Raw genomic sequence first — 18,603 nt, 5'->3', positions numbered from 1 at the left:
GTATAAAACCATTTGCAGTTGGCAGAAAAAATTGGATGTTCTGTGCAACAACTAAGGGTGCTAAAGCTAGTGCAAATATTTATAGTATTATTGAAACTTGCAAAGTAAATAAGATTAATCCTTATGATTATTTAAAATATTTGCTGAATCATATTCATGATTATTCTGATCCAAAAGAGTTAGTAAATTTACTTCCATATAATATTGATAAAAAAATATCATCAAATTAAATTTTTTTTAGAATTATCAAAAAACTTAAGAAACCCAAAGAAAGGCGGATAATACTTGTCAAGATGGGGATATTTTAGCGTTTACCCCCCGAATTCCTATCTGCATCCTCACAATGACGTTTTTATTTTAGTCATCACGAGGTTGCTTTTTTCAATTTCGTCATCACGAGCCCAGCAAGGGGCGTGGTGATCCAGAATTGTTGCCATATTTACACTTTGTTGATGCTTTCCTGGATTGCCGCGCTGCGCTGTCGCTTGCTCGCAATGACTATACACTACACAGAAAACAGAAAAACCACGCCACTTCCTATAATAACAAGAAGCAACGTGGTTTTGGTAAAATTATTTTAAGAATGTTATATGCTTAAAATTTGTAAACTAAACCAACAGTTACGTTATGAGACTTAAGTTTAGCATCATCACCTTTCATAACTTTTCCTAAATCTCTATATCTGTATGTTAAGTCAACAGCAAACTCTGGATCGATATTATACATCGCACCTAAACCAACATTCCATGCAAAATTTGTTTTGGTTTTAGAATTGCTACTAGATGCTGTTGAACCCGGAGCAGCAATAGGCTTATTAGCAAGGTTAAATCCACCTGTATTACCTGCCGGTGGTGTAACTCCACTTTGAGCTGAATTTTTTAACTTATTCCTAGAAACACCAACACCTGCTGTTAAATATGGTGTGAAGCCATTAAACTCTCCTATGTCATAATATGCATTAGCTTCACCAAATAAAGATGAGACTTTTGGAGGTGTTGTTCCAGCAGGAACATCTTTTGGCTTAATATTGCTTAACATCCCAATCCCAAGGCCAAATCTGAAATTTTCATTCATTTTATAACCACCTTCAATGCCAAAAATAGCTGATTTTTTAAGTTTATTACCATTCATTTTTTGTGGTAATGCAAGGCCAACTTCAACTTTAGCATAATAACTATCTTCAGCATTTGCAGCACATGCAATAAAAGGAGTTATTGCAAGAGCTAAAATTTGTTTTGAAATATTTTTCATTTATTTATCCTCTATATTTTTATTTTATTTTATTAAGCTACTATAAGATCAGGGTATTCAATTGAGATATCAAACTTCATATCATCAACTTCTCCTCCATTATAAAGAGCTTTAAGTCCGCTTTCTGTTATTTTTTTATGACAAACATCTAAATCACCACCTTTACCACATTTACCATCTTTTGACAAAGCTGTATAAGCTGTAGTGTGAAATTGTTTTAAACATTCTTTAGCATTTGCATCAGTAAGTTCAGTATCACTTACAAATGGCCTTGAACCACAAACAGGAATAGTTGCATCATAATAAAATTGAGCTATTGGTGTAAGTGATACATCTACACTTCCAGTTTTATATTCAGTAAATCTACCACCAGAATTTTCTAATACACCTGTTCCTGCATTTGGCATTTGATTCAAAAGCTCATTTAACGATACAAAACTTTTAAATTGAGCTGCTACAGCATCTTTAAAACTATCCTCATTAATTGAGCTTAAATCAGTACCAGCTGGAAATAATGCTTTTGCTGCATCCTTAACTTTTGAAGTAGCAGAAGGTGATTTAATTGCAGCTATTATACTAGTAGCTGTTAAATCATCAGATGAACCAATTGCTTTAATAAGAGGTTTTACTAAATCTTTGCTACTTTTCATAAGTTGATCATTATATTTTTGAATCTCTTGAAGCTCATCAATATAATCTTTAGAAGTTAAATTAATATCAGCACATGTTTGAACTGTACTTTGATCGAAATCAGCTGTTGAACAGTCTAGTGCTGTTCCACCTGTTGTAGCTATTGTTGGTGCCCCTTGCACTCCTCCTATCTTAACTTCTGCAACTACTGCTTTCAAAGCATCTGCATCTACTAATGTCAAATCTTGTTTTGTAATTGTGATTGTTTTAGCACTTGTATCTATTGCTGGAGCTGCGTCTGCAGCAGCTTTTTCTACTATTATCTCATAATTCTCACCACCTATTTTCTCTGTCGCTACTTGTACTGTGTTGCCATCCGCAAGCGCCTTCACCTCTTCTAGGATTGAATCTGCCATATTTTTTCTCCTTATTTAAAAATTAAAATGTATTTGTGTAAGTGTTGGTATTATATATGTTTTGTCAAGTTTTTAGATAAAATATAACAAAATAACACTTACCATATACTTTGTTAATTAGTACCTTAAAAAGTGAATTTAATTATGTCAAGAGTAAAATTGCTTTTTTTATTATTTGTTTATAGTGGATCACCACAGTCGAGACTGGAGTCTCTCCTTCGTGATGACTGTGCCTGCGATGTCATGGCGAGAACACGCACCACCTCTCTTGTCATTGTGAGAGCACGCGCCACCTCTTTTGTCATTGCGAGCAAGCGATAGTGCAGTGCGGCAATCCATTTAAAAATATATTTACTTAATAAGTCAAATATATTAAAAAGCCAGCTATAGATAAATAGCTTAAGTGCAATGTTTCCACCTACTATATACATAATATCAAATTTTAAAAATGGAACTATATATGTAGGAGTTACTTCAAATTTGCCTAAGAGGATTTATGAACATAAGAATAATATTATCAGTGGTTTTAGTAGCAAATATTAGTTGTAAATGCCTAGTATATTATGAAATTCACACAAACATTGAAGATGCAATTTTAAGAGAAAAGCAAATTAAATCCAGGTCAAGAAAGTATAAATTGAATTTGATTAAAAAAATGAACCCTGATTGGGTTGATTTATATGATAGTATTTGTTGATGCTTTCCTGGATTAACGCGCTGCGCTTCCGCTTGCTCGCAATGACATCGCAGGCACAGTAATCACTAATCTAAATGATTTTCAATAATAGTTTCAAGTCTCTCAATTTCATCTTTGGTTAAAACCTTATCTTTAACCTCATCATCTCTTAATTTTTCGTTATAAATATCCAGCAAATGCTCTACAGTCTTAATATCAATCATTTCTTGGGATTCTTCAGATCTTAGCTCTTGCCTTTTAAGATTGATGCTTTTAATTTGCTCAGGAGTTGCAAATTTTGTCAATTTTTCAATTGTTTGCTTAACAAACCTATCATCTCCATCTTTTTTACTCACTGTAGCAAATATTTTTTCAAATCTTTTATTAAATGATTTAGGCAGCATATTCTCAAGAGAATCAGCACCATTTTTCAACAATTCAAATGTAACTGCTTCAGAAATAGCCTTAGGGTAGTCTTCTTCAGTAATATTGTGTTTTTTTCCTACCAATAATTTTAAACTTATTGTAAAACACATAAATAAAAAGGAAACAATCAAAAATCCTCTTATGAGTCCAAATAAAACACCCATCATTCTATCAAAAAAGCTTCTTTTAAGATCACCAATAAGCTTATAAAATATAGCATTTAAAATCGCAAATATTACTAGAAGCAAGGCAAATAATCCTCCAGAACCAAGTATAATTACAAATTCTTTTGATTTTATATAGTTTAATAAATGCTGCTCTACAGTTGGGTAAAATTGATATGTTAAAACTATAGAAAGAACCCATCCTACTAAACTAATTGCAGATGTCACAAAGCCTCTGTAAAAGCCAAATCCAATAGAAATGAAGACAATAATTAGCGATATGTAATCCACATAATTCATAGCACTAAAATCAAAACCTTGCATAATTTAAATCAGTATTTTTTTAAGTTCATTTATGTGCTTTAGCTCAATTATTTCCATATTGCAAGCAAACTTTTTTCTCATCTTTGGGATGATTGCTTTTTTAAAACCCAATTTACTTGCTTCTATCAAACGATTATCCATGTTATTCACTTGCCTCACCTCACCAGACAAACCAACTTCACCAAAAAATATTGTATCTTTGCTAATTGAAATATTGGCATTTGCAGATATCAATGATGCAATAACAGCTAAATCTGCAGCTGGCTCATATACTCTTAACCCACCTACTATATTTAAATATACCTCTTTGTTCATTAAATTAATATTCATTTTCGCATTTAAAACTGCAATTAGCATAGATAGCCTATTATGATCCCACCCCACAGTTGCTCTTCTTGGAGTTGCAAGAAAACTTGGCACCACTAAAGCTTGAATTTCAAGTAAAATTGTTCTTGTTCCTTCAATACTTGCAAATATACATGAACCTTGTTTTTCAATATTATCACCTTCATGTGGTAAAAAAATCTCTGAAGGATTTTTGATTTCTCTAAGTCCTTGTGATTCCATCTCAAATAATGCAATTTCATTTGTTGAACCATATCTATTCTTTGTTGCTCTTATTATTCTAAATTGCTGAGTATTTTCTCCTTCAAATGAAAGAACAACATCCACCATATGCTCAAGAATTTTTGGGCCAGCTATTTGCCCTTCTTTAGTTATGTGACCAATCAAAATTAATGTAATTTCATGCTTTTTGCATATCTGAATCAATTCATGTGTGCACACTCTAACTTGACTAACTGATCCAGGCGGTGAATCTAACTTATCAAAATATAATGTTTGTATAGAATCTATAACAATCATAGATGGCTTTGTCTTTGCAATAAGTAATAACAATTTTTCAAGAGATGTAATATTTGCAATAGTGATATACTTATTTGCAACATTTAACCTATCTGCTCTTAATTTTATTTGTGAAAGCGCTTCTTCACCACTTACATATACAGCAGAAAATTCTTGCTTTGACAGTTTATTACACAATTCAAGAATCAATGTAGATTTTCCAATGCCTGGTTCTCCTGCAATTAAAATTGCAGATCCCCTAACTAATCCTCCACCTAATAATCTATTAATTTCAATAATTTTTGTATCTACTCTTTCTAGACTATATTCTACTTCATTTAAATTACTAAAATTACCTAATTCTCCTGTATCCGACCTAACTTTAGTTAATGCACTTTTAGTAATTTTCGTATCTAATAGCTCTTCTATAATCGTATTCCAAGCATTACATTCTGAACATTTACCTTGCCATTTTTTAAAAATTGCTCCACAGTTTTGACAGGTGAAAATTTTATTTTTACTCATTTAATATATAGGCATGGAAAATTATTATGAATCATAATGTAAATTTAAAGAAAAAACTACGTCAAAATTTAATAACAAAAAGAAAACAATTAACTAAATCTGAGGTTAAAGATTTAAACAAAAAAATATTTAAAAATTTAAATGATAAATTTGGTATTGATTTTTTTAAAAATCTTTCTTTTGTTTCAGGCTACATGCCTTTTAATAATGAAGCAGAGGTTATTACAATTATGAGTTGGTTAAATAGAAACGGCGTAAAAACTACTTTACCAAGAATACATAATGACAGTATAAAATTTTATGAATGGAATCAATACTTTCCACTTATTAAAAATTCACTTAACATTTATGAACCCCTTGTTGGAATTGAAGTAATACCAAAAGTACTATTTATACCTCTTGTAGGATTTGATAAAAATCTCAATAGATTGGGACATGGTTTTGGACATTATGATAAAAAATTAAGCACCATGCCTAATTCAATAAAAATAGGTATAGGTTATAGTTTACAAGAAGTTGAAAAAATACCAATCGAAGAACATGATGTAAAATTAGACTATATAATTACAAATAGCATTTGCTATTGATGCAGATAACTAAATTGATTTAGTTAAATGATTAACTTATAGTCTGTTGAAAGAATTTAAACTCATCTCTATAATTTAAGGGAATTTAGTTATATTTATAACTTTAATAATTTTTTAATTAGCTGTTTTAATTAGATGAGTAATAAAAATTTAGAACTTAATTGCGATTATTATACCATCATTCTTTAGCATTGAATAAACAGATATATTATGTATATAATGAGCTTTAATATGCAATATGTGCTAAAATGCGGGTAAATGACATATGTAACGCAAACTTAAATTCAAAGAAATTCCAGCGGGGTATAAATTTGTTGATTTATTTGAGTATGAATCATCAAATCAAATGGCATCAGAATTAGGTATTACAACAATAACCTTCTTAAAAACCAATAATCAAAAAAAAGCAATATCTGAAATTAAGTCACGTTTATTTCAAATTCTAAAGGCTAATCCATGGCTTGCTGGCCGTTTAATTAGAATCAAAGGTCAAAAAAGATTAAAACTTATTTATTTGCCCAATATCACTGAAAAAGACTTAAATGAAGTTTTTCATGAAAATGAAAATATTGAGATCTCTATAAAGACACCTTATTCAGAACTTTATAAAAAAATAATCAATAATAAAGTTGCTCGGATCCCAATGGGATTTAATTTAATAAATAAAGATCGTCCTTCGCTTAGTTTAACTATTTCAAGCATTGATGATAATAATTTTGCATTGATTTACAGTCTTGGTCACATTATTGCCGATGGTGAAACCTATTATAGAGTCTTTAATATGTTAAGCTCAAATAACCCTATCAAAGCACTCAATCCTAAACGTAAAAGTCTATATTCTTGGAAAAGTGCAATTAGTGAAGTTGATTATAAATTTCTTTACCGTAAATCTTTTATTATTAACGTTATTAGATCTTATTTATTTGATAGAAATACAAAACTTGTTGCTTATTATATTAATGAGAAAGAAATTGACAAAGCTAAAAAGATTTCTAAACAAAACAGTGATGTTCCATACATATCAACTAATGATATTATTACATCAAGCTTTTTCAAAGCCATTAGTGCAAAAATTGGTATGATGGCAATTAACTTTCGCAATAAAATAAATGGCCTTAATGACAATGATGCAGGTAATTATGAAGGTGTTAAACTTTATGATTCCGGAATATATGATACACCCGAAGGCATACGCAAGTCATTACAAGGCACCATCCCTTACAAGAGTCGAATCAAACCAATGCCAGGCACACTTGAAACTTGCTATATGAATATAGGAATTATAACTAACTGGACTTCATTTACTGGTAAATTAAAAATAGATCATTGCGAAGAAGTATTACTGCATTTACCTATATTACCAACACATCAACCATTAAATGCTGCCATTATATTTTACCCGCAACCTAATAAAATAGCAATGCTAATCTCGTCTCAATATTTTAAACCTCAATATATTAAAAAAGCTAAGGGTAACAATCCTCTACTTAAATTTCTTGAAAAACCTATATCTAAAGAAATATTTGATTAAACACCTAAAATTATGAAGAAACATGATAATATTGCTTTAAATAAAGTTAGCAAAAATAATCTTATGTGTTTTTTTAAGAAGGCTTAAAATAATTATTTATTAACATTAACTATCCAAAACTAATTAACTAAATAGCTTTTTTATAAACTTCTTGGCACTAAACTCAATAGATTCTTTTTTTGGCATATTTTTACTGTCATCAGTTCTTTTAATATTTCTTTTAACTGGTCCTTTAAATTGATTTTTTACGGGAGCACTTCTTCTTTTATTTACAATATGCTTATCATTTTTTTTTTCGATTTGATGTTTTTTAGGCTCACTTTTCATAAGCTTTTTACATGAATCTTGATTTATAAAATCATCATCTTGATCAACACCTTTCATAGTAAGCTTAATTTTTCCTCTATGGTCTGTACTAATATACTTAACATTTACAAACATATCTACCGAAAATATATCATCGACATTTTCAACATTTCTATCAGAAATTTCGCTTATATGAATTAATCCTTCAGTATTTCCTAAAAATTTTGCAAAAGCTCCAAATTGAACAATTTTTGTAATTTTAGCCCTATATACCTTACCAACTTCAGGTACTGCAACAATTCCCTGAATTGTATTTAAAGTATCTTTTAATGAACTTTCATCTGAAGAAAAAATTGTAACATTTCCATCATCTTCAATATCTATCTTTGCACCAGTTCTATCACAAAGCTCTTTAATATTTTTACCACCTGGCCCAATTATATCTTTAATTTTATTCTTATCTATTTTAATAGTACTAATTCTAGGAGCAGATGAATTAAGATCAGCTTTAGGCTTAGAGATTAATTTACCCATTTCACCTAAAATATGCTCACAACCATCTTTAGCTTGTAAAATGGCTTCTTTCATAATTTTTACAGTAATGCCACCAACTTTAATATCCATTTGTAGTGCAGTAATACCATTTTTAGTAGAAGCAACTTTAAAATCCATATCACCTAAAGCATCTTCATCACCGATAATATCCGAAAGAATTGCATACTTATTCTTTTCTAAAATCAATCCCATAGCAATACCTGCAACTGGAGTTTTTATAGGTGCACCTGCATCCATTAACGCAAGAGTTGCAGCACAAACAGTCGCCATAGATGATGAGCCATTTGATTCTGTAATTTCACTTACTATTCTTACAGTATATGGAAATTTTTCATCTTCAGGTAATATCGCACTTACTGCTTTGAATGCTAATTTTCCATGCCCAATCTCCCTTCTGCCCGGCGGTTTAAGCATCCCAACTTCACCTACTGAATATGGAGGAAAATTATAATGAAGCATAAATTTTTCATTAGAAACACCAGTAATGTCATCCCTTAACTGAGAATCCTGCAAACTTCCAAGAGTAACTGTAGATAACGATTGTGTTTCACCTCTTGTAAATAAAGATGACCCATGAGTTTGAGGCAATAAACCTATTTCACAATTAATTGGCCTAATTTCTTGCAAATGCCTTCCATCTATTCTTACATTTTTTTCTAAAACTTGATTTCTTACTATTTCTTTCTTAAGCTTCTTATATGCTAAATCAAATAAATTTAATTCAAACTCATCCACAGTAGAATATTTTTCTAAAGCCTTTTCATATATACCTTCAAGCTTATCTCTTCTTTCACTTTTACTAGTAATACTGTAAGCTAATTTTAAATCTTTTTGGAAAGATTTTTTCAATGATTTGAATATTTCCGAAATATCTACTTTATTATAAGCATATTTTTCCTTGATAGCTTTTGCAGAAAAATCATCAATTAATTTTATAACAGGTTGTAAATTATTATGTGCTGACTCTATTGCAGATAATAATTTTTCATCATTAATTTCTTTAGCAGATGATTCAATCATCATCACTGAATCACTTGTACCAGCTATAACTAAATCTAATTCTGATTTTTCCAATTCCAATAAAGATGGATTAAATATCAATTCACCATCAATCATACCAACCTTTACTGCTGCAAGCAAATGATCAAAAGGAACCTCAGAAACCCTTAAAGCTGCTGCTGAACCAACAATTGCCATAACATCAGTCGGGGCATTATCATCATAAGATAAAACTTTACAGATAACATTAACCTCGTGGAAAAAATCTTCTGGAAAAAGAGGCCTGATAGGTCTATCAATTAACCTAGAAATGAGTGTCTCCCTATCAGATGGCTTTCCTTCCCTCTTTATAAATCCACCTGGAAACCTCCCTACTGCATAATATTTTTCTAAATAATGCACTGATAGAGGAAAAAAATCTATTCCCTCTTTTAATTTTTTACTAAATGTAACTGTACATAAAACCGTGCTACCGCCCATTTTAACAATCACAGCTGCACTCGCTTGCCTGGCTATTTTGCCAGTTTCTAATTCAATTTTTTTACCATTCCACTCTATTGATTTTTTAACTATATTAAACATTTATACCTTTTTAAGTTTTAATTCTTTTATTATTTTCTCATATCTATCATTATTGTTATTCTTTAAGTAAGTTAACAATCTCTTTCTTTTAACAACAAATGATAATAAACCTCTTCTTGCTTGATAATCTTTTTTATTTATCTTTAAGTGTTCTGTAAGATTACTAATATGTTTCGTAAATAATGCTATTTGAACCTCTGAAGAACCAGTATCATTTTCAGAAATAGCAAATTTAGAAATAATTTCTTTAGTTAATTCTTTTGTAACCGACATCTTTTTATACCTCCATTAAAATACTTTTAGTGGCTTTATATAATTATCTCTATAAACACAAAGAGCTACAAGATCATCATCAAATTTAACAACTATCTTGGAATTATCTTTAAGGGATAAGTTATAAAAAACAGCAACACCATTTTTTAATTTAATAACTTCACCTTCATCTAGATTACACACAGGGATGTCGTCTAGCACATAATCTAGAGGCAAAATTCTCGGTTCTATATAATCATATAGTTGATCCTTATGCAAGAAATCTTTTATCTTTTCATTCTCAATCATTTTCAAATTTTGAAAAATATCACTTAAATTTCTTCTTAGCATTATTACATTTGCAAGTGTGTTTAATGATTTTGCAAAATCTACTGCAAGAGATCTAACATAAAATCCTTTGCTTGTAGTGATATTAAATTTACTCACATCTCCTTCATGTGAAACTAATTTAAATCTTTTTAAATGAACTTTTCTAGATTTTAAAAATATTTTTTCACCTTTTCTAGCATATTCATATGCTCTTTTACCATTTACCTTTACTGCAGAGTAAACTGGAGGCACTTGATCAATTTCACCAATAAAATCAACCAATTTATCCAAAATTTGGTTTTTTGTAGGTATTAAATCACATTTCTCTATTATATTACCTGTTAAATCACCGCTATCTGTAGATATACACCACTTAACAGAAAAGGTATAATTCTTTTCAAAATTCATTGCATATTCAACTAGCCTTGTAGCTTTACCAAGTGCCACTAACAGAAAACCTGAAGCAAAGGGATCTAAGGTTCCACAATGCCCCACTTTAACGCTTAATAATTTTTTAAACTTATTAATAGTTTGAAAAGATGTAACCCCAATTGGCTTATCAATTAAAAGCCATCCGTTCATTTATTTTTTCATTCCTTCTTTAACTATTTCTACTCTATCAACATCTATTTCTATTCCCAAACCTTTATTTTTTCTCTCAACTTTCCCAGATATTATAACTGTATCAGTTGATGAAAAATTATCAAATGGCATATGCTTAGCATCTATATCTATTGTTATCTCACCTGTATTATCTTTAAATGTAAATTTATCATGAGATAATTGTTGCATTATATTACCTTTTAAAAAAACTGTCTTACCATGAATTCTAGAGCCGTAAGACTTTTGACCATAAGTTTTAGAATTTGACTCATTTAATACATCTTGCACCGTTGTCAAATCTTGATTAGATTGATTTATTTTGCTTACTTGAGGACCTTGAAAATCCGCACTTGCATTTTCATAGCACAAAAATTTAGCTGCTAAACATCCTAAAATTAAGCTTTTAGATATCATTTTTTTCATTGCTTTATACTCCTATATAAATGTTGTAAAATTATTATTCTCTAAAAAAATTTATATTTCAATACTATGTTTAAATTTTTTAACTTTGCTTTTGTAGTATTCTTTTATTTCAGAATTAAAAAATTGATGCGAAATAATTTTTTCCACCAGAATTTCATTATTCTTTAAGTCTCTAGCTTTAGCTGGATTATTAGATAATAAATTAATTTTTTTCACTTTTAATTTTTTTAAAATTCTTGCAGCTATTTGAAATGCCCTTGCATCGTCATCAAGCCCTAAATTCATATTAGCCTCAACTGTATCATAGCCTTTAGATTGAACTCTATATACTCTTATCTTGTTAGTTAATCCAATTCCCCTTCCCTCTTGATTTAAATAAACAATAATCCCACCATCATCTTTACCCATAACTTTAATCGCATTATGAAGTTGATCATGACAATCACATTTAATGCTATTTAACAAATCTCCTGTAAAGCATGAAGAATGCACACGAACTGTAGGAATACTTTTAAGCTTTTTACTTCCTTTGGGATATATAATTATTGCATAATGATCTTTTGAAAACTGAGACCTAAAACATTTTATCTCCCCATAACCATCTTTTAGTTTTAAAGCTGCACTACTAATTTCATATAAGTCATCACTTAAAAAATTTATGTAATTTTCTATACAATCTACTTTTAATGAGTTCACTTTAAAATTAAATTTATCATCACAATCTAATTTAATCACTAAAGCTGCAGGAATTAACTCACTAAGCTTCATAATTTCTACAGCCTTATTGTCGATAGTTGTTTCCTTATCAAAATTATACTGATTTTTATTATTAAATCCTACTTTAAAGACTATATCCTCTATATTATTAAATGTAATATCTTTGCAAATAATTTTACAATTTTTAAACTTCAAATATTTTGCCCTTTGTTGAGATATAATTAAATAAACTTCCTCAAATGTACTTTTAGCATATTCAAATACCTCCTTATTTATTCTTTCAACAGGAAACACTAAAATTCTTTGTCCTTTATCTTCTAAGAAAATTGGTATGCCATATTTTAAGTCTGCAATGCATCTTAAAATTTCAATATATTTAGAATTAAAATAATTGATCATTTTAATTATTTTTTATTAATATCTTCTATTCTATATAACTTATTTTTTACCCCACAGGAATTTAATAAACTTATACTTAAAAAAATTACCAGTAAAAATGTAATATACTTTTTGAATTTATTCATTAATATTGTTAAAATTTATATCAAAAATATATAGAGATGCTTAAAGCTGCATTATTTAGCATTATATTGCTTTTATCAACAAAAACTTTGTATAGTGATACATTATTTTCAACTGAAAAAACACCAGACTATAAAAAAATTTTAGAAAAGTATAATCTAAAAAAAGTTAAAGAAATAGGTCTATCAAAATTCTTTAATAATAAAGCTAATGAAGTGTATTTAAAGGAATATGACGGCAAATTTATTATACTTAATTTTTGGGCAAATTGGTGTATAGAGTGTTTAGATGAGTTAAAATCTTTAAATCAATTAAAAATACAATTAGACAAGTTAAAAATTACAGATATACAAATCATTGCTATTAGTGATAACACTATAGATTTTGAAAAATTAAAAAATACATATCAGAGTCATAAAATTAATGATCTTGTAATTTATTTTGATCCTAACAGAAATCTAATGAATGAGTTTAAAATTCATTCCCCACCAGCTACATTATTTATTGATAAAGAAGGCAAAGTTTTTGCTAGATTCAATAATACCTATAATTGGTCAGATCAATCAATAATAGATTATATATTAAGCATTAAAGATCAAAATCATTGAAAATTAATACAAAAAAATAATAAACTTATGAATAATATAAATATATGTATAACAAAATTACCTAACTATAAAGATTTACCCTTACCTAAACATGCAACACAACAAAGTGCTGGAGTTGACCTAGTTGCAGCTATAGAAAATAATATATCAATAAAACCAGGGCAAATAGAATTAGTACCTGCAGGAATATCAATTGCAATACCAGAAGGGTTTGAAGGCCAAGTTCGTCCACGTTCTGGATTATCATTTAAACATGGAATCACTGTAATCAATGCTCCTGGAACTATTGATTCTGATTATAGAGGCGAAATCAAAGTCCCGCTTATAAATCTAGGCAACAAAAACTTTACAATTGAAAGAGGGATGCGCATAGCACAACTAGTGATTGCTAAATATGAAAAAATTGAATGGAATTTAGTTGATCAATTACATATTAACAATTCTAGAGGGGATGCAGGATTTGGCTCTACAGGTCTTAAATCAAAATAAGATATGTTTGGTACTAATGCAAAATTGCCATTTGAAAAGGGGGATGGCAATAGTTTAAAAATACATTCAATCTTTGAGACAATCCAAGGGGAAGGGCCATATTGTGGACACCAAGCAATTTTCGTTAGACTAAGCGGTTGCAATTTAGCATGCAAATTTTGCGATACTGACTTTGATGATTATAAATTACTGTTAAATACTGATATTCTAAATAAAATAAAATCATTTAATCAAATAAAACCTCTTATTGTCATAACAGGTGGAGAACCTTTTAGGCAAAATATCTCTCAACTATGCACTCTTCTAATACAAAATAATTATAAAATACAACTTGAAACTAATGGCACTCTATATTCAAACATTCCAAAACAAGTAGAGTTAGTTTGCTCACCTAAAATATCCAATGGTAAGTACTCATTAATTAGAGATGATATATTAAAACAAGCAATTGCAATAAAATTTCTTATATCATCAAATAATATAAGTTATTCTGATATATCAGAAGTTGGCCAAACTAAACATAACATACCTGTTTATGTCCAGCCTATGGATGAGTATAATGATAAAATTAATCACAAAAATATTATTTTAGCTCAAAAAATTGCAAAAAAACATAAAGCTATACTATCTCTTCAAATTCATAAAATTTTAAATATTGATTAAAATAACAATAAGAAAATAAAGAGAAAATTATGAGCTATATTAATCATAAGCATATTGTGTAAATATATTATATTTGCAAAAAACCAATCATTCGTTTATATATACTTTGCATTAGTTTATTGATAAATTTAATATAAATAATAATGGAAGTATTTTTTGCAATAGCGCATGGAGCTATATTAACATTTGGGTTAATTATGCCACTTGGCATGCAAAATCTATTTATATTTAATCAAGGTGCTACACAACCAAGTTTAAAAATGGTTCTTCCTAGTATTATCACCGCATCTCTCTGTGATACAACTCTCATCATTTTATCTATATTAGGAATTTCACTTCTAATCTTAAAGTTATCATGGTTAAAATTAACTTTATATATTTTGAGCTTTTTCTTCTTCATATATATTGGTTATGTTACATGGAGTAAAGCAGAAGTTAAATTATCATCAAAAAAGAAAGCCCTTTCAGCAAAAAAACAGATTTTATTTACAACTTCTGTCTCTATTTTTAATCCTCATGCAATTACAGATACTATTATGGTTATAGGTAGTAATTCTATACAATATCAAGGCTCTACAAAATTAGCATATGCTGTAAGCTGCATAATTATTTCTTGGCTATGGTTTTATAGTTTAGCACTTGCAGGAAATAAATTACATAAATTAAGTAAGGCAGAATTTTGGATCAAATGTATTAATAAAGCTGCAGGGTTATTAATTTGGGCAATTGCAATTAATATAGGCTATAAAATAATTGAGGAAATAGGAATTATTTAAAACCATTTAATTACTATTTTAGTAATTAAATGTAATTTTTGCTTTTAATTTTATTTAGTACATGGTTAATATTTATATAAAATTGTTATGTACTAAAAATGGAAAAATTGCATATACTTGATTTATCAATAGTTGGAATTTATCTTCTTCTTTGTTTAGTAATAGGTCTTTATAAATCTACTAAAATCAAAACTATAAGAGAATATACAGTTGGTAGTGGCAATTTTCCTTTAATTGCCTTAGTTGCAACAAACTTTGCAACTTATATTAGTGCAAGAAGCACTATGGGAGATGTAGCAGAGATATTTCAAAGTGGGCTTATTTATGGTATCCCTGTACTTTTATGTTTTTTATCTTGGTTAATAACATCTAGGTTATACATCTCTAATATTTACCAATTTAAAAATTGTATATCTCTAAGTGAGATAATGTATAAGTTGTATGGCAAACTAGCTCTTCATATAACAAACTTTTGCTCTATTATTTTGAGCATAGGATTTATAACTACTCAAATGCTTGCAATTGGCTACTTATTTCAAGAATATTTCCAAATACAATATCATATAGGAGTTATGATAGGGTTTAGTATACTGACCTTTTATTCTGCTTTTGGTGGCATAAGAGGTGTTGTATTAACTGATATATTTCAATTTTTCATCTTTTTTTGTATTTTACCAATAGTTTGTGGTTTTTTATATTATGAGGTAGGAGGTTATTATAAAATTAAAACATCGTTACCAAAATCTCATTTTGATTCATTTTTAATAAAAGACACTATAATATTATTTATCGGGTATATTTTTTATACAATAATACCTTTACATAGTGCACCATATATACAAAGACTATTAATGTCTAATAACCAAGAAAAATTAAAAAAAACATATAATATTTGTGCTTTTTTAACTCTAATATTTTCTATTTTAATACTTTTAATAGGGTTGATGATGCGTATTAAAACTCCTGAAATTGAACCCAATTTAGTATTTTATCATTTTATTAATAATTATTTACCTCCCATACTCAAAAGTATGATGTTAGTTGGTATATTAGCTATTATTATGTCTACAGCTGATTCTTGGTTAAATAATGCTAGTGCAATCATCGCACATGATATAGCAAAAAAAATAAACAGTAAGATTACTAATAAGCAACAAATAAAAATAGCAATAATATTTACTTTTTTGATAAGTTTATTATGTGTTATATGTGCATTTTTAGTAGATAGTATACTAAAGGCTATTTTTATGGTGTTTAATTTTTGGGTACCAATAATATTAGTACCTCTTACAGCTGGATTTCTAAAATTTAGGACTAACTCAACCTCATTTTTATACAGTGTTATAATGGCAATTTTATTATGTTTGTTAGGAAGGTATATATCTTCTGATTTTGGAGTTGTCAACATGACAACAGGTACAATAGGTAGTGCTATAGGACTTTTTTGTAGCCATTATTTAAAAAAAAAAATATAAAAGCGCAAAAATGGTCATTTAATCCCATAAAATCACTAAAAACTTCCCTAGAAAAAAAAACGTTACTTTTTATAAAAATAAAAAAGCAAATAGAGAAAGGGGAGGCAGTTTATTTGCCATTTTGTTTTTTCATTATAATACTTAATATTCCTATCTTGGTAACAGGATATTATCCAGCAACTGACTATGTAAATATAGTTTCGCAATATTTAAGGTACACATCTCTATTTCTTGCATTTATTATTATAATACGCCCTTTATATACCGATAAATACAATTTAAAGCTATGGTATTTTTCACTATTCATAACATTGCCATTTACAAATACATACCTATTTATTAGTAGTGGATATGATTTAATGTGGGGGTTATTATGTGTTTTATCAATGATCTTGCTTTTTATCTTTAGTAAATTTTTAATTGCAGTATTATTAATGATTTTAGGATTTTCTTGTAGTATTATTACTTATATATCTTTTACTAAATTAATTGGTTATGAAATAAAATTAGATAATCACATAAATAATATTTTTTATTCTACCTACTCAGTAGGAGTATTATTTTTAACAATAACCTATATTGTTTATCATAAGCTTAGAGAGGAAAAAACAAAGCAAAAAACACTGGAGATATTAGGACGATCAATAGCACATAACCTTACTTTACCACTTTCTATAGGATTAATGAGTGCTGAGTTAATAGAAAAAGCTTTAGAGAATAATAACCTTGAGAATATAAAAAAATATACTAAAAATTTAAGAGAATGTAATAAACAAGCCATACATGACATTGATATAATGTTAAGTAGTATAAAAATTGACAATTTTGAAAAACCCAAAGATTGGAAGCAATATTCTGTTATAAAGTGTGTCAATGATGCATTGAATAAATATTATATGAATGAAGAACAACAGCAGCGAGTATCATTCTTAAATCGAAATACCCCAAAAAAAGATTTTGTTTTTACAGGTTCAAATACATTATTATGCCATGTAATATTTAATTTACTTAAAAACGCTTTCAAATATGCTGGGAATGAAGCAAAAATAGAAATATTTATTAATGACACCAATTTGCATATCAAGGATAATGGAAATGGCATGAATAAAAAATTGTTTGCAAAACTTTTTCAAAAATATGCAACAACAGAAGGATATGGAATAGGTTTAAATTTTTGTAAGGAAGCAATGCGTAAAATGGGTGGAGATATCATATGTAATAGCACCAAAGGCAAAGGTACTGAATTTATTTTAACTTTTGATCATTAAGGTAATTTCCCCACAAACAATATTTTAATATTTTATTTATTTAAATATAATAAGGAAATGCTTATATGACCAAAATAATAAGTATGGTGCCGCTAGTAAGAATCGAACCTACGACCTCTTCATTACCAATGAAGTGCACTGCCACTGTGCTATAGCGGCCAAATGTTAGCGAAGGAGGGACTCGAACCCCCGACACGCGGATTATGATTCCGCTGCTCTAACCAGCTGAGCTACTCCGCCCTATAAGACAAGAAAATATATAACACATTTAAATTCATTAGTTAATAATAATTTATTATATTAATATAAAAATTAAGTTTGACTAAAGCTAAATTTTATTGTTAGTATTTTACTTAAGTCAACATTAATGTGGGTATAAAAGTAAACGCTAAAATATCCCCATCTTGACAAGTATTATCCGCCTTTCTTTGGGTTTCTTAAGTTTTTTGATAATTCTAAAAAAAATTTAATTTGATGATATTTTTTTATCAATATTATATGGAAGTAAATTTACTAACTCTTTTGGATCAGAATAATCATGAATATGATTCAGCAAATATTTTAAATAATCATAAGGATTAATCTTATTTACTTTGCAAGTTTCAATAATACTATAAATATTTGCACTAGCTTTAGCACCCTTAGTTGTTGCACAGAACATC

Annotated in this window: 19 protein-coding genes, 2 tRNA genes and 1 pseudogene; 10 read left to right on the top strand and 12 right to left on the bottom strand. The window is 28.6% G+C overall.

The genetic code is table 11. From position 1 onward, the window contains the following. Positions 1–230: transposase domain-containing protein (locus EIC27_RS08070; protein ID WP_205702304.1), on the top strand; the 230-nt coding region annotated here is incomplete at its 5' end. Between the two features lie 364 nt (positions 231–594). Here the strand turns inward: EIC27_RS08070 and EIC27_RS01885 are convergent. Both EIC27_RS01885 and EIC27_RS01880 read right to left on the bottom strand, forming a co-directional pair. After that, positions 595–1,251, bottom strand: coding sequence for an outer membrane protein (locus tag EIC27_RS01885; protein ID WP_126044465.1), 657 nt, complete (start codon positions 1,249–1,251; stop codon positions 595–597). Between the two features lie 32 nt (positions 1,252–1,283). Further along, on the bottom strand, positions 1,284–2,297 hold the full coding sequence (locus EIC27_RS01880) for a hypothetical protein (RefSeq protein WP_126044464.1): 1,014 nt from the start codon (positions 2,295–2,297) through the stop codon (positions 1,284–1,286). A 408-nt stretch (positions 2,298–2,705) separates the two neighbouring features. Between EIC27_RS01880 and EIC27_RS08005 the strand changes: the two genes are divergently transcribed. Further along, positions 2,706–2,840 carry a GIY-YIG nuclease family protein gene (locus EIC27_RS08005; protein WP_240627063.1) on the top strand — a complete coding sequence of 45 codons (135 nt, stop codon included), beginning with the start codon at positions 2,706–2,708 and terminating at the stop codon, positions 2,838–2,840. Between the two features lie 219 nt (positions 2,841–3,059). On the opposite strand, the gene EIC27_RS01870 is transcribed toward EIC27_RS08005, so the two are convergent. Both EIC27_RS01870 and radA read right to left on the bottom strand, forming a co-directional pair. Continuing rightward, entirely contained in the window at positions 3,060–3,863 is an 804-nt protein-coding gene (locus EIC27_RS01870) for a CvpA family protein (protein ID WP_240627064.1), read from the bottom strand. 27 nt (positions 3,864–3,890) lie between these two features. Continuing rightward, positions 3,891–5,255, bottom strand: a complete 1,365-nt coding sequence (gene radA, locus EIC27_RS01865) for a DNA repair protein RadA (RefSeq protein ID WP_126044462.1) — start codon at positions 5,253–5,255, stop codon at positions 3,891–3,893. A 26-nt stretch (positions 5,256–5,281) separates the two neighbouring features. Here radA and EIC27_RS01860 point away from each other — a divergent pair, with 26 nt between their 5' ends. Both EIC27_RS01860 and EIC27_RS01855 read left to right on the top strand, forming a co-directional pair. Then, a complete protein-coding gene (locus EIC27_RS01860; RefSeq protein ID WP_126044461.1) occupies positions 5,282–5,842 on the top strand; it encodes a 5-formyltetrahydrofolate cyclo-ligase in 561 nt (186 codons plus the stop codon). 346 nt (positions 5,843–6,188) lie between these two features. Beyond that, a complete protein-coding gene (locus EIC27_RS01855; protein ID WP_126044460.1) occupies positions 6,189–7,373 on the top strand; it encodes a hypothetical protein in 1,185 nt (394 codons plus the stop codon). Between the two features lie 231 nt (positions 7,374–7,604). Here the strand turns inward: EIC27_RS01855 and pnp are convergent. From pnp to EIC27_RS01830, 5 genes and pseudogenes are all read right to left on the bottom strand, one after another. Then, positions 7,605–9,815 (bottom strand): annotated as a pseudogene (gene pnp / locus EIC27_RS01850) (polyribonucleotide nucleotidyltransferase); the annotation flags it as partial. Then, on the bottom strand, positions 9,816–10,088 hold the full coding sequence (rpsO, locus tag EIC27_RS01845) for a 30S ribosomal protein S15 (RefSeq protein WP_126044458.1): 273 nt from the start codon (positions 10,086–10,088) through the stop codon (positions 9,816–9,818). It abuts the pseudogene before it with no gap. A gap of 15 nt (positions 10,089–10,103) precedes the next feature. Beyond that, positions 10,104–10,979 (bottom strand): tRNA pseudouridine(55) synthase TruB, encoded by an 876-nt coding sequence (gene truB / locus EIC27_RS01840; protein ID WP_126044457.1) that lies wholly within the window; start codon positions 10,977–10,979, stop codon positions 10,104–10,106. Further along, positions 10,980–11,423: a YgiW/YdeI family stress tolerance OB fold protein gene (locus EIC27_RS01835; protein ID WP_126044456.1), complete on the bottom strand. Its 444-nt coding sequence runs from the start codon at positions 11,421–11,423 to the stop codon at positions 10,980–10,982. 51 nt (positions 11,424–11,474) lie between these two features. Further along, complete coding sequence (locus EIC27_RS01830) at positions 11,475–12,539, bottom strand: GTP cyclohydrolase II (protein ID WP_126044455.1); 1,065 nt, start codon at positions 12,537–12,539, stop codon at positions 11,475–11,477. Between the two features lie 191 nt (positions 12,540–12,730). Here EIC27_RS01830 and EIC27_RS01825 point away from each other — a divergent pair, with 191 nt between their 5' ends. The 6 genes from EIC27_RS01825 to EIC27_RS01800 all read left to right on the top strand — a co-directional run bounded on the left by EIC27_RS01825 (position 12,731) and on the right by EIC27_RS01800 (position 17,941). Continuing rightward, positions 12,731–13,270: a TlpA family protein disulfide reductase gene (locus tag EIC27_RS01825; protein WP_205702314.1), complete on the top strand. Its 540-nt coding sequence runs from the start codon at positions 12,731–12,733 to the stop codon at positions 13,268–13,270. A 27-nt stretch (positions 13,271–13,297) separates the two neighbouring features. Next, the gene (gene dut, locus EIC27_RS01820; RefSeq protein WP_126044453.1) at positions 13,298–13,759 is read left to right on the top strand and encodes a dUTP diphosphatase; all 462 of its coding nucleotides are present in this window, start codon (positions 13,298–13,300) and stop codon (positions 13,757–13,759) included. A gap of 3 nt (positions 13,760–13,762) precedes the next feature. Then, positions 13,763–14,422, top strand: a complete 660-nt coding sequence (locus EIC27_RS01815; protein ID WP_126044452.1) for a 7-carboxy-7-deazaguanine synthase QueE — start codon at positions 13,763–13,765, stop codon at positions 14,420–14,422. A gap of 143 nt (positions 14,423–14,565) precedes the next feature. Continuing rightward, positions 14,566–15,198 (top strand): LysE/ArgO family amino acid transporter, encoded by a 633-nt coding sequence (locus EIC27_RS01810; protein WP_126044451.1) that lies wholly within the window; start codon positions 14,566–14,568, stop codon positions 15,196–15,198. Between the two features lie 98 nt (positions 15,199–15,296). Beyond that, entirely contained in the window at positions 15,297–16,673 is a 1,377-nt protein-coding gene (locus tag EIC27_RS01805) for a sodium:solute symporter family protein (protein WP_126044450.1), read from the top strand. Positions 16,674–17,032: 359 nt separating this feature from the next. Further along, positions 17,033–17,941, top strand: a complete 909-nt coding sequence (locus tag EIC27_RS01800) for a sensor histidine kinase (protein WP_126044449.1) — start codon at positions 17,033–17,035, stop codon at positions 17,939–17,941. 84 nt (positions 17,942–18,025) lie between these two features. Here EIC27_RS01800 and EIC27_RS01795 read toward each other — a convergent pair. From EIC27_RS01795 to EIC27_RS01785, 3 genes are all read right to left on the bottom strand, one after another. Beyond that, positions 18,026–18,100: transfer RNA gene (locus EIC27_RS01795), tRNA-Thr, on the bottom strand. Positions 18,101–18,107: 7 nt separating this feature from the next. Beyond that, a tRNA-Met gene (locus tag EIC27_RS01790) sits at positions 18,108–18,181 on the bottom strand. A 226-nt stretch (positions 18,182–18,407) separates the two neighbouring features. Beyond that, on the bottom strand, positions 18,408–18,603 hold a 196-nt coding region (locus EIC27_RS01785; protein WP_126044202.1), incomplete at its 5' end, for a transposase domain-containing protein.

It is taken from the genome of Candidatus Aquarickettsia rohweri, from assembly GCF_003953955.1.
Classification (GTDB): Bacteria; Pseudomonadota; Alphaproteobacteria; order Rickettsiales; family Midichloriaceae; genus Aquirickettsia; species Aquirickettsia rohweri.
Note: the sequence above shows the minus strand (reverse complement) of the source record. Positions and strands in the feature narration are given on the sequence as shown.

Excerpts from the sequence above, each read along its gene's own strand:
- EIC27_RS01805 (WP_126044450.1), top strand. The coding sequence starts at position 15,297 with ATGGAAAAATTGCATATACTTGATTTATCAATAGTTGGAATTTATCTT.
- EIC27_RS01830 (WP_126044455.1), bottom strand. The coding sequence starts at position 12,539 with ATGATCAATTATTTTAATTCTAAATATATTGAAATTTTAAGATGCATT.
- EIC27_RS01870 (WP_240627064.1), bottom strand. The coding sequence starts at position 3,863 with ATGAATTATGTGGATTACATATCGCTAATTATTGTCTTCATTTCTATT.
- EIC27_RS01855 (WP_126044460.1), top strand. The coding sequence starts at position 6,189 with ATGGCATCAGAATTAGGTATTACAACAATAACCTTCTTAAAAACCAAT.
- radA (WP_126044462.1), bottom strand. The coding sequence starts at position 5,255 with ATGAGTAAAAATAAAATTTTCACCTGTCAAAACTGTGGAGCAATTTTT.
- rpsO (WP_126044458.1), bottom strand. The coding sequence starts at position 10,088 with ATGTCGGTTACAAAAGAATTAACTAAAGAAATTATTTCTAAATTTGCT.
- EIC27_RS01815 (WP_126044452.1), top strand. The coding sequence starts at position 13,763 with ATGTTTGGTACTAATGCAAAATTGCCATTTGAAAAGGGGGATGGCAAT.
- EIC27_RS08005 (WP_240627063.1), top strand. The coding sequence starts at position 2,706 with ATGTTTCCACCTACTATATACATAATATCAAATTTTAAAAATGGAACT.
- EIC27_RS01800 (WP_126044449.1), top strand. The coding sequence starts at position 17,033 with ATGTGGGGGTTATTATGTGTTTTATCAATGATCTTGCTTTTTATCTTT.
- EIC27_RS01835 (WP_126044456.1), bottom strand. The coding sequence starts at position 11,423 with ATGAAAAAAATGATATCTAAAAGCTTAATTTTAGGATGTTTAGCAGCT.
- EIC27_RS01860 (WP_126044461.1), top strand. The coding sequence starts at position 5,282 with ATGAATCATAATGTAAATTTAAAGAAAAAACTACGTCAAAATTTAATA.
- dut (WP_126044453.1), top strand. The coding sequence starts at position 13,298 with ATGAATAATATAAATATATGTATAACAAAATTACCTAACTATAAAGAT.
- EIC27_RS01810 (WP_126044451.1), top strand. The coding sequence starts at position 14,566 with ATGGAAGTATTTTTTGCAATAGCGCATGGAGCTATATTAACATTTGGG.
- EIC27_RS01880 (WP_126044464.1), bottom strand. The coding sequence starts at position 2,297 with ATGGCAGATTCAATCCTAGAAGAGGTGAAGGCGCTTGCGGATGGCAAC.
- truB (WP_126044457.1), bottom strand. The coding sequence starts at position 10,979 with ATGAACGGATGGCTTTTAATTGATAAGCCAATTGGGGTTACATCTTTT.
- EIC27_RS01885 (WP_126044465.1), bottom strand. The coding sequence starts at position 1,251 with ATGAAAAATATTTCAAAACAAATTTTAGCTCTTGCAATAACTCCTTTT.